Annotated in this window: 13 protein-coding genes; all 13 read left to right on the plus strand. The window is 67.5% G+C overall.

Going from position 1 to position 14,712, the window contains the following annotated elements; all coding sequences use genetic code 11:
* The first annotated feature begins 223 nt into the window (after positions 1-223).
* The 13 genes from ACCQ00_RS10995 (at position 224) to fliP (ending at position 14,342) form a co-directional block, all read left to right on the plus strand.
* A complete protein-coding gene (locus ACCQ00_RS10995; RefSeq protein WP_039584192.1) occupies positions 224-3,718 on the plus strand; it encodes a glycosyltransferase in 3,495 nt (1,164 codons plus the stop codon).
* 448 nt (positions 3,719-4,166) lie between these two features.
* Positions 4,167-4,538 (plus strand): flagellar hook-basal body complex protein FliE, encoded by a 372-nt coding sequence (fliE, locus tag ACCQ00_RS11000; protein WP_017159591.1) that lies wholly within the window; start codon positions 4,167-4,169, stop codon positions 4,536-4,538.
* A 13-nt stretch (positions 4,539-4,551) separates the two neighbouring features.
* Positions 4,552-6,276 carry a flagellar basal-body MS-ring/collar protein FliF gene (gene fliF / locus ACCQ00_RS11005; protein ID WP_039573936.1) on the plus strand — a complete coding sequence of 575 codons (1,725 nt, stop codon included), beginning with the start codon at positions 4,552-4,554 and terminating at the stop codon, positions 6,274-6,276.
* A gap of 10 nt (positions 6,277-6,286) precedes the next feature.
* Positions 6,287-7,276 carry a flagellar motor switch protein FliG gene (gene fliG / locus ACCQ00_RS11010; protein WP_017158030.1) on the plus strand — a complete coding sequence of 330 codons (990 nt, stop codon included), beginning with the start codon at positions 6,287-6,289 and terminating at the stop codon, positions 7,274-7,276.
* The gene (locus ACCQ00_RS11015) at positions 7,273-7,893 is read left to right on the plus strand and encodes a FliH/SctL family protein (RefSeq protein ID WP_011347268.1); all 621 of its coding nucleotides are present in this window, start codon (positions 7,273-7,275) and stop codon (positions 7,891-7,893) included. The genes fliG and ACCQ00_RS11015 overlap by 4 nt, the downstream gene beginning before the upstream one ends.
* Complete coding sequence (locus tag ACCQ00_RS11020) at positions 7,890-9,266, plus strand: FliI/YscN family ATPase (protein WP_005918170.1); 1,377 nt, start codon at positions 7,890-7,892, stop codon at positions 9,264-9,266. Before ACCQ00_RS11015 ends, ACCQ00_RS11020 begins: the two co-directional genes overlap by 4 nt.
* Positions 9,267-9,269: 3 nt before the next feature.
* On the plus strand, positions 9,270-9,725 hold the full coding sequence (fliJ, locus tag ACCQ00_RS11025; protein WP_017158028.1) for a flagellar export protein FliJ: 456 nt from the start codon (positions 9,270-9,272) through the stop codon (positions 9,723-9,725).
* Complete coding sequence (locus ACCQ00_RS11030; protein WP_039584193.1) at positions 9,722-11,014, plus strand: flagellar hook-length control protein FliK; 1,293 nt, start codon at positions 9,722-9,724, stop codon at positions 11,012-11,014. Before fliJ ends, ACCQ00_RS11030 begins: the two co-directional genes overlap by 4 nt.
* A gap of 166 nt (positions 11,015-11,180) precedes the next feature.
* Positions 11,181-11,732, plus strand: a complete 552-nt coding sequence (locus ACCQ00_RS11035) for a flagellar basal body-associated FliL family protein (RefSeq protein WP_017158026.1) — start codon at positions 11,181-11,183, stop codon at positions 11,730-11,732.
* 10 nt (positions 11,733-11,742) lie between these two features.
* Positions 11,743-12,756 carry a flagellar motor switch protein FliM gene (gene fliM / locus ACCQ00_RS11040; RefSeq protein ID WP_039575621.1) on the plus strand — a complete coding sequence of 338 codons (1,014 nt, stop codon included), beginning with the start codon at positions 11,743-11,745 and terminating at the stop codon, positions 12,754-12,756.
* Positions 12,753-13,091: a flagellar motor switch protein FliN gene (gene fliN / locus ACCQ00_RS11045; RefSeq protein ID WP_039575625.1), complete on the plus strand. Its 339-nt coding sequence runs from the start codon at positions 12,753-12,755 to the stop codon at positions 13,089-13,091. Before fliM ends, fliN begins: the two co-directional genes overlap by 4 nt.
* Positions 13,088-13,495 (plus strand): flagellar biosynthetic protein FliO, encoded by a 408-nt coding sequence (fliO, locus tag ACCQ00_RS11050; protein WP_039575627.1) that lies wholly within the window; start codon positions 13,088-13,090, stop codon positions 13,493-13,495. Before fliN ends, fliO begins: the two co-directional genes overlap by 4 nt.
* 1 nt (position 13,496) lies before the next feature.
* On the plus strand, positions 13,497-14,342 hold the full coding sequence (gene fliP, locus ACCQ00_RS11055; RefSeq protein ID WP_033483637.1) for a flagellar type III secretion system pore protein FliP: 846 nt from the start codon (positions 13,497-13,499) through the stop codon (positions 14,340-14,342).
* The last annotated feature ends 370 nt before the right edge of the window (positions 14,343-14,712 follow it).

Raw genomic sequence — 14,712 nt, forward strand, 5'->3', positions numbered from 1 at the left:
CATCGGAGCGGCCACTCGCGCACCCGCGCATTTCAGGCTTGGCTGAAGTCGGCCCCTCACGCCAGACAGCCGAAATAGGCATGTTCCAAGTGGAAGCTCGCGCTCGCGACGATGCCTGTATACGTTTGGTTGCCGCAGCCCCGACAATGCTATGAATTCCAGTTCCCCAACCCTCGAACACGGTCAGCCCTGCATGACTTCCACCACCCTAGTTAGCATCGTCATGCCGACCTACAAGCCGCGCTACTTCGCGCAGGCACTGGACAGCGTGCTGGCGCAGACTTACCCGGCGCTGGAGCTGGTGATCTGCGACGACAATGGCGATGGCGCGATCGAGTCTCTCCTGGCGCCGCGCCTGTCGTCCGCTCCCTTCCCGATCCGCTACTACCGCAACCCGACGCGGCTGGGCGAACTCGGCAGCACCATCAAGGGCATCGGGCTGGCGCAGGGCGAGTACGTCAAGTTTCTGCACGACGACGACGTGTTGCAGCCGGACTGCGTCGCGCAGCTGGTGGAAGCGATCGAGCGCAACCCGGGCACGGCGATGGCGTCCTCGCGGCGTCAACGCATCGACGACGATGGCGCGCCGTTGCCGGACATTCTGGCCACCAGCTTTCCGTTCGACGACGACGTGCTGATCGATGGGCCGGAACTGGTGTCGTTCCTGTCCGACCACGCCATCAACTTCATCGGCGAGCCCAGCTGCGTGCTGTGCCGGCGCGCCGACCTGGTGGCATTGGGCGACACGCTGATGATGTTGAACGGCAAGCCGATCCATTGGGTGGGCGATCTGGCGATCTACGTCAAGCTGCTACGCCACGGCAACCTGGCGTTTCTGGCCTGCCCGCTCACGCGCTTCCGCGTGTCCAGCGCGCAGTTCAGCCAGGCCGGCCGCGATCAGGTCGGGGTCGGCGATCAGGGGCATGAGGACCTGCGCCAAGGCATCCGCCAGCTCGGTTGGCGGCGCGAGAGCGGCGACAACCGGCAGGTGCGCGTGGCGCCGCTCAGCCCGCACAAGGCGCGGGTGTTCAAGTCGGTGGATCTGGTCAATGCGCTGATGCGCAGCGCCGGCATGACCGAACAAGTGTCGCCGGCCACCTGGCTGGGCGTGCGGCACCCCAGCGATGTGCAGCGCGCGTTGATCGATGCGCGCCTGCAGGCGCATGCCGGCGGGCCACGGATTGCGGTGATGCTGATCGACCGCGATGGCGATACCCAGGCCGTGGCCGCTACGCTGGCCAGCCTGCAGGCGCCCAACAGCTATCCAAACCAGCAGACCTGGGTGCTCAGCACCTCGCCGGCGCAGGTCGGCGACGCCGAACGCGGGGTGCTGATCGACAACGACGGCCTGGTGCCGGCACTCAATCAGGCCATTGCCGCGCAGCGGGAGATCGACTGGGTGTTGCTGGTCGATGCCGGTGCCGTGTTCACCCTCAGCGGGCTGACCGTGGTGGCGTTGGGCCTGCTCGCGCTGCCGGATACCTGCCAGGCGGTGTACGCGGACGAAGTGGTGGCGCTGGACGACCGCCAACTGGGGCTGGCGCTGCGGCCAGCGCTGTACCTGGACGCGTTGCTGAGCGCACCTTCCACGCTGTCGCGGCACTGGCTGTTCCGCCAGACCACGCTGGTGGCCGATGGCGGATTTCCGCCAGGTCCGGGCGCGGCCTTCGAGCTGAATTACCAGTTGGGTCTGGTCGAACGCCACGGGCTGGCAGGTGTGCAGCATATCGCCGAGCCGCTGCTGGCGGCCTCCTCCCAAACCCGGCACGGCGATGTCGACGAACACCAGGCCATTGCGCGTCATCTCGCTGCACGCAGTTATGTGGACGCGCAGGTGCACAGCGCCGGCCCTGGCCGTCATGCGCTGGAGTACCGGCATGCGCAGCAGCCCTTGGTGAGCATTCTGGTGCTGGTCGATGGCCGGCTGGCGCAGGTGCAGCGCTGTCTGGAGAGCATCCTGGCCAACACGGCGTACCCGCACTACGAAGTGCTGCTGCTGGACCGCGCCAGCAGCCAGCCGGAATTGCGCGACTGGCTGGCCGGCATCGATGCGTTGGGGATGCAACAAATCCGTGTGCTGCGCTTTGCCGCCGAGCCGTCGCGCGAAGCAGTCTGCAATGCCGCCGCCGAGCATGCGCGTGGGGACGTGCTGCTGTGGCTGGCCGCAGGCGCGGCAGTGATGAAGGCATACTGGCTGGAGCAGTTGCTCAACCACGCACTGCGGCCGGAGGTGGGCGCGGTGGCCGGCAAGCTGCTGCGCGGCGATGGCACCGTGCACCATGCCGGCCTGCTGCTGGGCCTGGGGGCGCCGGTGGCACGCGCGTTCGAAGGCAGTGCCTTCGACGACTCCGGTTACCTGCAACGCCTGCAGCTGGACCAGAACTACGCCGCGCTGAGTGGCGAGTGCCTGATGCTGCCGCGCCAGCTGTTCCTGGACGCGGGCGGTTTTGCGCTTGAGCCGGAACTGGCGCCGTGGAGCGATGCGGACCTGTGCCTGCGCCTGCATCAGGCCGGCTACCTCAATGTGTTCGCAGCGCGCGCGCAACTACTGATCGACCCGCTGGACGCGCCTGCCGCCACCGCGCTGGACGAAGAAGCGATGTATGCGCGGTGGCTGCCGGTGATGGCCAACGACCCGGCCTATAACCCGGGGTTTTCGCTGGACCCCGGCGCCGGCTTCCAGCTGGCCGACCCGCGCGCCAGTTGGCGGCCGTTGCAGTCGTGGCGTCCGCTACCGAGCGTGATCGCGCTGCCGGCCGATATCGAGGGCTGCGGCCACTACCGGGTGATCCAGCCGCTGCGCGCCTTGCGCGAGGCCGGAATGGCCGAAGGGGTATTGTTCAACGGCTATCTGGAGATAAGCGAGCTGGCGCGCCAGGATCCCGACGTGGTGATCCTGCAACGCCAGGTCGGCGAAGCGCGGCTGGAGGCGATGCGGCGGATGAAGGCGCTGTCGCGCGCCTTCAAGGTCTATGAGCTGGACGACTACCTGCCCAATCTGCCGCTGAAGAACGCCCACCGCGAGCATATGCCCAAGGACATCCTCAAGACGGTGCGGCGCGGGCTGGGCATGGTGGACCGCTTCGTGGTCTCCACCCCTGCCCTGGCCGAGGCGTTCGCCGGGTTGCACAGCGATATCCGGGTGGCCGAAAACCGCCTGCCGCCGCATTGGTGGGAACATCTGCCGGCGCGAGGCGAGCGCCAGGGTGGCAAGCCGCGGGTGGGTTGGGCCGGCGGTGCCAGCCATACCGGCGATCTGGAGCTGATTGCCGATGTAGTGAAGGAGCTGGCTGACGAGGTGGAATGGGTGTTCATGGGGATGTACCCGTTCGCGCTGCGCCAGCATATCCACCAGTTCCAGCCGGGCGTGCCGATCGACCAGTACCCGGCCGCGCTGGCGGCGCTGGACCTGGATCTGGCGCTGGCGCCGGTGGAGCAGAACCTGTTCAACGAATGCAAGAGCAATCTGCGGCTGTTGGAGTACGGCGCCTGTGGTTATCCAGTGATCGCCAGCGATGTCCGTTGTTACCAGGGCAGCCTGCCGGTGACGCTGGTGAAGAACCGCTACCGCGACTGGATCGGCGCCATCCGCGAGCACCTGGCCGACCTGGGCGCAGCGCGCGCGCAAGGCGCAGCGTTGCGCGAGGCAGTGCGCCGCGACTGGATGTTGAGCGGTAGCAACTTGGACACCTGGCGAGCCGCGTGGTTGCCGGACTGATGCGGATGCGCTGCTTCAGCTGACCATCCACCGGGTTGCCCTCATCCGGCGCTGCGCGCCACCTTTCTCCCGCAGGCGGGAGAAGGACAGCCTGGGTGCGTTTGATCTGGCGATTGCACTGCAAAATGGCGGTCGCACTGCAACCTGCCGGTCGCACTGCAACCTGCCGGTCGCACTGCAATTGGCGGCCTCCTGGCTCCCTTCTCCCGCGTGCGGGGGAAGGTGCCCGAAGGGCGGATGGGGGCGCGCGACACTCCAGCGCCTGCGGGTTGCCATGCCTGCAGCTCATGGCACCGAGGGTAGCACCCTCATCCGGCGCTGCGCGCCACCTTCTCCCGTAGGCGGGAGAAGGACGGTCTGGGTGCTTTGATACAGCGCGCCGGAATCCCGGCGCCATTTCGGCACGCCGCTTGCATTGGTGTCACTGCCTCCCTGGCTGACCGCACCCATGAGCGACTCCGTTACCTCCATCCTCTCGCAGATCCGCAGCTACCAGACGCAGATGGGCCAAGGCTCGATGGGCGCGGTGGGCGATGCGGCGCGTGGCAACCAGATCCAGGGGCTGGCCGGCGCACAGGGAACACCGGCGACCCAGGCACCGAGCTTCAGCGAGACCTTGCGCGGCGCCATCGGCGGCGTCAACGAGGCCCAGCAGAAGGCCGGCGCGCTGTCCAAGGCATTCGAAATGGGCGACCCCAATGCCGATCTGGCACGGGTCATGGTCGCCTCCCAGCAGTCCCAGGTGGCCTTCCGCGCCACCGTGGAAGTCCGCAACCGTCTCGTCCAGGCTTATCAGGACGTCATGAACATGCCGCTGTAAAGGTTGACGACACATGGCACTCGCGATCAGCAAAGAAAACATGAACCAGAACGCCGAAAAGGCGGGGCAATGGTTCGACCGTGTCCGCAGCCTGCAGATCACCCGCAAGCTGACCATGATGGCGATGATCGCCCTGGCGGTCGCAGCCGGTCTGGCGGTGTTCTTCTGGTCGCAGAAGCCTGGCTATCAGTCGCTGTACACCGGCCTGGATGAAAAGGGCAATGCCGAAGCGGCCGACCTGCTGCGCACCGCGCAGATCCCCTACAAGATCGACCAGGCCACCGGCGCCATTTCGGTGCCGCAGGACCGTCTGTACGACGCCCGCCTCAAGCTGGCCGGCTCCGGCCTGACCGGCAAGGAAACCGGCGGCGGCTTCGAGCTGATGGAAAAGGACCCGGGCTTTGGCGTCAGCCAGTTCGTGGAAAGCGCCCGCTACCAGCACGCGCTGGAAACTGAACTCTCGCGCACCATCGGCACCCTGCGCCCGGTGCGCGAGGCGCGTGTGCACCTGGCCATTCCCAAGCCCAGCGCCTTCACCCGCCAGCGCGATGTGGCCAGCGCCTCGGTGGTGCTGGAACTGCGCGGCGGCCAGGGCCTGGAGCGCAACCAGGTCGATGCCATCGTCAATCTGGTGGCGTCCAGCATTCCGGACATGACCCCCGAACGCGTCACCGTGGTCGACCAGAGCGGGCGCATGCTCTCCATCGCCGACCCGAACAGTGACGCGGCCCAGCACGCCGCCCAGTTCGAACAGGTGCGCCGCCAGGAGAGCTCCTACAACCAGCGCATCCGCGAACTGCTCGAGCCGATGACCGGCCCGGGCCGGGTCAATCCGGAAACCAGCGTGGACATGGATTTCTCGGTGGTCGAAGAAGCCCGCGAGCTCTACAACGGCGAGCCGGCCAAGCTGCGCAGCGAGCAGGTCAGCGACACCAGCACCAGCGCCACCGGCCCGCAGGGCCCTCCGGGCGCTACCAGCAATAGCCCCGGCCAGCCGCCGGCACCGGCCGTGGCCGGCGCGCCGGGTACCCCGGCCGCCGCCAATGGCCAGGCCGCCGCACCGGCCACGCCGACCGAAAGTTCCAAGAGCGCCACCCGGAACTACGAATTGGACCGAACCTTGCAACACACCCGTCAGCCGGCCGGTCGCATCAAGCGCGTCTCGGTGGCGGTGCTGCTGGACAACGTCCCGCGCCCGGGCGCCAAGGGCAAGATGGTCGAGCAGCCGCTCACCGCTGCCGAGCTCACCCGTATCGAAGGCCTGGTCAAGCAGGCAGTGGGTTTCGACGCGGCACGCGGCGACACGGTGTCGGTGATGAATGCCCCGTTCGTGCGCGAAGCGGTGGCCGGTGAAGAAGGTCCGAAGTGGTGGGAAGACCCGCGCGTGCAGAACGGTCTGCGCCTGCTGGTCGGTGCGGTGGTGGTGCTGGCGCTGCTGTTCGGTGTGGTGCGCCCCACCCTGCGTCAGCTCACCGGCGTGACCGCGGTCAAGGACAAGCAAGGCAAGGCTGGCAAGGATGGCACTCCACAGAGCGCCGACGTGCGGATGGTCGAGGACGATGACGACCTGATGCCCCGCCTGGAAGAAGACACCGCGCAGATCGGTCAGGACAAGAAGACCCCGATCGCTCTGCCAGACGCCTACGAAGAGCGCATGCGCCTGGCGCGCGAGGCAGTCAAAGCCGATTCAAAACGTGTCGCACAAGTCGTGAAGGGATGGGTCGCCAGTGAAGCCTGATACACAACCGATGACCGGAGTACAGCGCGCTGCGGTGCTGTTGCTGTCGCTGGGTGAGAGCGACGCCGCAGAAGTGCTCAAGCACATGGACCCCAAGGAGGTGCAGAAGATCGGCATCGCCATGGCCACCATGACCGGCATCTCGCGCGACCAGGTCGAAAAGGTGATGGACGAGTTCAACGGCGAACTGGCGGGCAAGACCTCGCTGGGCGTGGGCGCCGACGACTACATCCGCAACGTGCTGATCCAGGCGCTGGGCGCCGACAAGGCCGGTGGACTGATCGACCGCATCCTGCTGGGCCGCAACACCACCGGCCTGGATACGTTGAAGTGGATGGACCCGCGCGCGGTCGCCGACCTGGTGCGCAACGAACACCCGCAGATCATCGCCATCGTCATGGCGCATCTGGACAGCGACCAGGCCGCCGAGGCGCTGAAGCTGCTGCCCGAGCGCACCCGCGCCGACGTGCTGCTGCGCATCGCCACCCTGGACGGCATTCCGCCGAACGCGCTGAGCGAGCTCAACGACATCATGGAGCGTCAATTTGCCGGCAACCAGAACCTGAAGTCGTCCAACGTGGGCGGCATCAAGGTGGCGGCCAACATCCTCAACTTCCTGGACACCGGCTCCGACCAGGGCGTGCTGGGCGAGATCGGCAAGATCGATGCCGACCTGGCCGGCAAGATCCAGGACCTGATGTTCGTGTTCGACAACCTGGTGGACCTGGACGACCGCGGCCTGCAGACGCTGCTGCGCGAAGTCTCCGGCGAGCGACTGGGCCTGGCCCTGCGCGGCGCCGACGTCAAGGTGCGCGAAAAGATCACCCGCAACATGTCCCAGCGCGCGGCCGAAATCCTGCTCGAGGACATGGAAGCGCGCGGCCCGGTGCGCCTTGCCGACGTGGAAGCGGCGCAGAAGGAAATCCTCACCATCGTCCGCCGCCTGGCTGACGAAGGCGCCATCAGCCTGGGCGGCGCCGGTGCGGAGGCCATGGTATGAACGAGGTGGTCACCCGCTGGCTGGCCCCGGACCTGCAGCTTGTCCCGGCCCTGCCCGAACCGGACTACGAAGAACCGGCCATGCTCGAGCCGGTGCTGCGCCCGCCGACCCTGGAAGAGATCCAGGCCATCGAAGACGCTGCCCAGCACGAAGGTTTCGCGCGCGGGCATGCCGAAGGCTTCGCCCAGGGCCAGTCGGAAGTGCGTCGGCTCACCGCGCAGATCGACGGCATCCTGGACAACTTCACCCGCCCGCTGGCGCGGTTGGAAAACGAAGTGGTCGGTGCGCTCGGCGAATTGGCCGTGCGCATCGCCGGCCAGCTGGTCGGCCGTGCCTACCAGGCCGACCCGCAGCTGCTGGCCGACCTGGTCGGCGAGGCGGTCGATGCGGTGGGCGGCGCCGGCCGCGAAGTCGAAGTGCGCCTGCATCCGGACGACATCACCGCGCTGCTGCCGCATCTGGCGCCCAGCAGCACCACCCGCGTGGCCCCGGACATGAGCCTGAGCCGCGGCGACCTGCGTGTGCACGCCGAAAGCGTGCGCATCGACGGCACCCTGGACGCGCGCCTGCGGGCTGCGCTGGAGACGGTCATGCGCAAATCCGGAGCGGGCCTGTGAGCGCCCTGTTCGGTGCCACCCCGGCCGATTGGCTGGATGCACGCAATCTGCGCCTGGCCACCCGGCTGGGCACGCTGGGTCTGGAACCCACCGCCGGCCGCACCCTGATCCGCGAAGGCATCCTGCGCCGCGCGGTCGGCCTGACCCTGGAAGCCACCGGCTGCGAAGCGCCGATGGGCGCGACCTGCAAGGTCGAGGTCGATGGCGGCTGGGTCGACGCCGAAGTGGTCGGCTTCGCCGGCGAGCGCACCTACCTGATGCCCAGCGCCGAACTGCATGGCCTGCTGCCAAATGCGCGGGTGGTGCCTTCGCGGCGCCGCGGCGGCGTGGAAGTGGGCGAAGGCCTGCTCGGCCGCGTCATCGACAGCGACGGCACCCCGCTGGACGGCAAGGGCCCGATCCGCGCCGAAGGCAGCATCGGCATGGCTGGCGTGTCGATCAACCCGCTGGCGCGCGAACCCATCACCACCTCGCTGGACGTCGGCGTGCGCGCCATCAACGCCATGCTGCCGATCGGCCGCGGCCAGCGCGTGGGCCTGTTCGCCGGTTCCGGCGTCGGCAAGTCGACACTGCTCGGCATGATGACCCGCTTCACCTCGGCCGATGTCATCGTGGTCGGGCTGATCGGCGAACGTGGCCGCGAAGTGCGCGACTTCGTCGAAACCACCCTGGGCGAAGAAGGCCTGCGCCGCGCCGTGGTGGTGGCCGCACCGGCCGACCGCCCGCCGCTGGCACGCCTGCATGGCGCCTACCGCGCCACTGCCATTGCCGAATGGTTCCGCGACCAGGGCTTGAACGTGCTGCTGCTGATGGACTCGCTGACCCGCTTTGCGCAGGCGCAGCGCGAGATCGGCCTGTCGGTCGGCGAGCCGCCGACCACCCGCGGCTACCCGCCGTCGGTGTTCGCCAAATTGCCGGCGCTGGTGGAGCGTGCCGGCAACGGCGCCAAGGGCCGCGGCTCGATCACCGCCTTCTACACCGTGCTGACCGAAGGCGACGACCCGCAGGACCCGATCGCCGACGCCGCCCGCGCCATCCTGGACGGCCACATCCTGCTCTCGCGTCGGGTGGCCGACAGCGGCCTGTATCCGGCCATCGACCTGGAATCCTCGGTCAGCCGCGTGGTGCAGGACATCGCCGACGACACCTGGCGCCTGCGCATCCGCAAGCTCAAGCGGCTGCTCTCGGCCTACACCGCCAACCGCGACCTGATCGCCATCGGCGCCTACCAGCGCGGCAGCGACCCGGCCACCGACGAGGCGCTGGCACGCTGGCCGGAAATCGTCGAATTCCTCGGCCAGGACGTGCACAAGGCCTCGCTGCTGAGCGACAGCCTGTCCGCCCTGCAACAACTGGTCGAACCCGAGAACTAATCCATGATGCAGTCCAAACGGATCGACCCACTGCTGCGCCGCGCGCAGGAACAGGAAGACAAGGTCGCCCGCGACTTGGCCGAGCGCCAGCGCGTGCTGGAAACCCACCAGTCGCGCCTGGAAGAATTGCGCCGCTACGCCGAGGAATACGCCAACAGCCAGATGGCCGGCACCAGTGCGGTGGCGCTGAGCAACCGCCGCGCGTTCCTGGACCGCCTGGACAGCGCCGTGCTGCAGCAGGCGCAGACCGTGCAAAGCAACATCGCCAAGGTCGAAGCCGAACGCACCCGGCTGCTGCTGGCCAGCCGCGAGAAGCAGGTGCTGGAGCAACTGGCCGCCAGCTACCGTGCCCAGGAAAACAAAGTGATCGAACGCCGCGACCAGCGTGAGATGGACGACCTCGGCGCGCGTCGTGCGCGCCTGGCCCGCAGCCAAGACACCCACGGAGAATCCGCATGAACCCCTTGTCCGCCTTCGCCGCCGGCCTTGGTGCGCTTGCCGGCACCGGCAAGAAATCCAGCTACAGCGACCCCTCCTCCGAACCGGACGCGGGCCAGGACCAGTTTGCGCGCATGCTCAATCCGGCCAACACGCCGAACCAGGCCCCGCCGCAGGCACCCGAGCGCGTGCCTGCCAAGCAGGCCGCGCCCAAGCCCAACCAGTCCGACAGGAACCGCAGCGACGAGGACGCCCACGACGACGCGGCCGGCGATGCCACTGCCCGGCCGCGGGCGCAGGACGGCGATGCCAAGCAGGCCAAGCCAAGTACCGCCAAGGACGCGGCTACCACCGACAAGAGCACAGCGGCCACTGCCGGCAAGACGGGCACAGCCGCCAAGGCCGCCGCGAGCAGTGAAGAGGCGCCCGCAGAAACGACCACCGCAACCGATGCCGGCTGGCCGCCGGCTGGCCTGGGTGGCTTCGGCATGGGCCTGCTGACGCAGGCGCTGCCGGGCGGCGACGTGCTGGCGGCCGCAGCAGCGGCGCTGACGGCCAGCATGGCCGGCGCAGCCAATGCCGCGGGCACGGCCACCGCAACGCCCACCGATGCAACCGCAGCCGCCGCCACTGCCAACGCGGGCACCACCCTGCCCGCGTTGGGAGCGCTGGTGCCGGCTGCCGCCGCAGGCGCCAAGCCCACCTCGACCACCGCCGTAAGCGGCGATGCGCAGACCGCCGCGTTGATGAGCATGGCCGCCAAGGCGCTGGAACCGGCCGCCGACGACAGCGCCGCCGCGGCAGCGCCGGACGCCCCGGCGTTCGTGCTGCCGACCACCACTGCGCCGGCACTCTCCCGCCTGCAGGACCCCGCCCCGATCTTCAGCGCCTCGCCTACCCCCACCCCGGAGCTGGGCAGCGACACGTTCGACGACGCCATCGGTGCGCGCATGAGCTGGCTGGCCGACCAGAAGATCGGCCATGCCCACATCAAGGTGACCCCGAACGAGATGGGCCCGGTCGAGGTGCGCCTGCATCTGGAGGGCGACAAGGTCAATGCCAGCTTCACCGCCGCCAATGCCGACACCCGCCAGGCACTGGAACAGAGCCTGCCGCGGCTGCGCGAAATGCTCGGCCAGAACGGCTTCCAGCTTGGCCAGGCCGATGTCGGCCAGCAACAGCGCAACTCCTCGGGCAATCGCAATGGCGGCAACGACAGCGGCAACGGCCTGACCCTGGACGATGTCCCGCCCGTCGGAATTCCGTCGGTGGTGTTACGCCAGCGTGGATTGCTGGACGCCTACGCCTGAGACGACCCGCCGGGCACACCCCGGCACCGCTGATCCTCGCCCCCCGGCCGGGGGCCGATGACGCCCTTCCACCCCTGCAGCGCAAGGCCTGCGGGGGTTTTTTGGTTCTCACGCAGCCCGCGCCAGGAAACCGACGCGGTTTTGGCATGCCAGTTGCATCGACAGGGTGAGCATTCCCCTGGAGCAGAACGTGGCAGCGGCTGAAAAATCCAAGAAGACCGACGACAAAGACGACAAGGGCGAGAAGAAGAAGGGCGGCAAGAAGCCTATCCTGCTCATCGCCATCGGCGTGGTGGTGCTGGCCGCCGCTGGCGGCGGCGCCTGGTTCTTCCTGGGCCACAAGGGCGAGGAAAAAGGCGGCAAGCACGACGCCCCCAAGGTGGCCGAAGTGCCCAAGCCGGCGCAGTACTTCCCGATGGACCCGGCGATCGTGGTCAACCTGGCCGACCCCGGCGATGGCCCGCAGTATCTGCAGGTCGAAGTGCAGCTGGTCACCCGCGACCCCGAAGAGCTCAAGCTCATCACCGAGAACGCGCCGGCCATCCGCGCGCACCTGTTGATGCTGCTGTCGCAGGTCAAGGCCACCGACGTGGCCGACCTGGCCGGCAAGCAGAAGCTGCAGAAGTCCGCCCTGGCCGAAGCGCAGAAGGTCATGACCAGCGAGACCGGCAAGAAGTGCGTCGAAGAATTGCTGTTCACCAGTTTCGTGACCCAGTAAGGCCTGCCCGATGAGCGTCAGTGATCTGCTTTCCCAAGACGAGATCGATGCCCTGTTGCATGGCGTGGATTCGGGCGCGGTCAACACCGAGCCGGAGCCGCTGCCCGGCGAGGCGCGCCAATACGATCTGTCCAGCCAGGACCGCATCATCCGTGGGCGCATGCCGACCCTGGAGATGGTCAACGAGCGCTTCGCGCGGCTGTGGCGCATCGGCCTGTTCAACCTGATCCGGCGCTCGGCCGACCTGTCGGTGCGCGGCATCGACCTGGTCAAGTTCAACGAGTACATGCACTCGCTGTATGTGCCGACCAACCTCAACCTGATCCGTTTCAAGCCGCTGCGCGGCACCGGCCTGATCGTGTTCGAACCGACCCTGGTGTTCACCGTGGTGGACAACTTCTTCGGTGGCGACGGCCGCTTCCACACCCGCATCGAAGGCCGCGAATTCACCGCCACCGAGATGCGCGTGATCCAGCTGATGCTCAAGCAGACCTTCGCCGACCTGAAGGAAGCCTGGGCACCGGTGATGGACGTGGACTTCGAGTACATCAACTCGGAGATCAACCCGCACTTCGCCAACATCGTCACCCCGCGCGAGTACGTGGTGGTGTGCCGGTTCCATGTAGAGCTGGAAGGCGGCGGCGGCGAGATCCACATCACCCTGCCGTATTCGATGCTGGAGCCGATCCGCGAACTGCTCGATGCCGGCATCCAGAGCGACCGCAACGACCGCGACGACTCCTGGAACGTGATGCTGCGCGAGCAGCTGGATACCGCCGAGGTCACCCTCTCCAGTGTGCTGGCCAGCAAGCGCATGAGCCTGCGCCAGCTCACCGGGTTGAAGGTCGGCGACATCCTGCCGATCGACCTGCCCGCCCAGGTGCCGCTGTGCGTGGAAGACATCCCGTTGTTCACCGGCGAATTCGGCGTTTCCAATGGCAACAACGCCGTCAAGATCACCGCCGTACGCCCGCCCGGCGTGCAAGCCCCACGCGCCGTTCCCTCCCAGGACTCCAGCACATGATCAACTCCGACATCCTCGACGCCTCGCCTGCCACCTTCGACAGCCTGCAGGCCGAGCAGGACCAGAACCCTGCCGACCTCAACCTGGACGTGATCCTCGACGTACCGGTGACCCTGTCGCTGGAAGTGGGCCGCGCCCGCATTCCGATCCGTAACCTACTGCAGCTCAACCAGGGCTCGGTGGTGGAACTGGAACGCGGCGCTGGCGAACCGCTGGACGTCTACGTCAACGGCACCCTGATCGCGCACGGCGAAGTGGTGGTCATCAACGACCGCTTCGGCATTCGCCTGACCGACGTGGTCAGCCCCAGCGAACGGATCCGGAGGCTGCGGTGATCGGCCTGCTGGCCGCTGCCGCGCCGGTCGCGGCCAAGGCGACCCAGGTCGGCGCGCAGGCGCCGTCCTCGCCCAGCCTGTTTGGCGCAGTCTTTGCATTGCTGTTGGTGCTCGCGCTGATCGTCGGCCTGGGCTGGTTGCTCAAGCGCATGCCCGGCAGCGGATTCCGCAGCACCGAGGGCCTGCGTGTGGTGACCAGCCTGGCAGTCGGTGCCAAGGAACGTGTGGTGGTGGTGGAGGTGAACGGCCAGCAGTTGTTGCTGGGCGTCACCGCCGGCGGCATCAGCACCCTGCACACCCTGCCAGAACCGCTGCCGCCCGCGCCCGCACCCACCCTGCCTACGTTCAAGCAACTTCCCAATTTCGCCCAGCTGCTTGCCCAGAAGCTGCGCAAGGACCCGTGACATGTTGAGCCGTTGGAATCGTTGGGGGCGCAGTGTGCGCCTGGTGCTGATCCTGCTGGTGATGAGTTGCCCGCTGCTGGCCGCGGCCAGCCCGGCCGCGCTGCCGGCAATGGCGCAGGCCGCGGCACCAGCGGCGCCCCCTGCCGCGGTGCCGGCCGGTTCCAACCAGTTGCCGTCGCTGCCGAACGTGAGCGTGGGCCGCATCGGCGACCAGCCGGTGAGCCTGCCGCTGCAGACCTTGCTGCTGATGACGGCGATCACCCTGCTGCCGTCGATGCTGCTGGTGCTGACCGCCTTCACCCGCATCACCATCGTGCTGGGCCTGCTGCGCCAGGCGCTGGGTACCGGCCAGACCCCGTCCAATCAGGTGCTGCTGGGCCTGGCGATGTTCCTGACCGCGCTGGTGATGATGCCGGTGTGGCAAAAAATGTGGGGCGCCGGCCTGCAGCCCTACCTCAATAACCAGATCGATTTCTCCACTGCCTGGACGCTCACCACGCAGCCGCTGCGCGCTTTCATGCTGGCGCAGATCCGCGAGACCGACCTGATGACCTTCGCCGGCATGGCCGGCGACGGCAAGTACGCCGGCCCGGACGCGGTACCGTTCCCGGTGCTGGTGGCCTCGTTCGTGACCAGCGAGCTGAAGACCGCCTTCGAAATCGGTTTCCTGATCTTCATCCCGTTCGTGATCATCGACCTGGTGGTGGCCAGCGTGCTGATGTCGATGGGCATGATGATGCTGTCGCCGATGCTGATCTCGGCACCGTTCAAGATTTTGCTGTTCATCCTGGTGGATGGGTGGGTGCTGGTGGTGGGGACGCTGGCTGCCAGCTTCAATGCGTCGTAGGTGTGGGGGCGCGTTGCGCGCGGTAGCGCTTGCCGGCTAGTGGAGTGTGTTTTGTTGGAAGCCGCCACACAGCACAGCTGTAGTACTCAAGCGCTTGCAGCCCCGTGCTTGGTTCTAGCTTTTAGGTTCTAGCTTTTAGGTTCGTGCTTCTAGGTTCTTGCTTCTCCGGGCCCCCATACCGCAGCGGCAGGCCATCCGGGTCAAACCCCGCAGGGGCGGCGCGCATGGATGCGCGACGTTTTTCAAAGGGACATGGACGTCCCTTTGAAAAATTCCCGGATGGCATGCGGACCTGGAGCGCGTAGCGCGGAAGGCGCGAGGACGGGGTGTGCTTTCTTTTGGTTACTTTTCTTTGCACAAGCAAAGAAAA

It is taken from the genome of Xanthomonas sp. NCPPB 3761 (genome assembly GCF_041475705.2).
GTDB classification, from domain to species: Bacteria; Pseudomonadota; Gammaproteobacteria; order Xanthomonadales; family Xanthomonadaceae; genus Xanthomonas; species Xanthomonas phaseoli.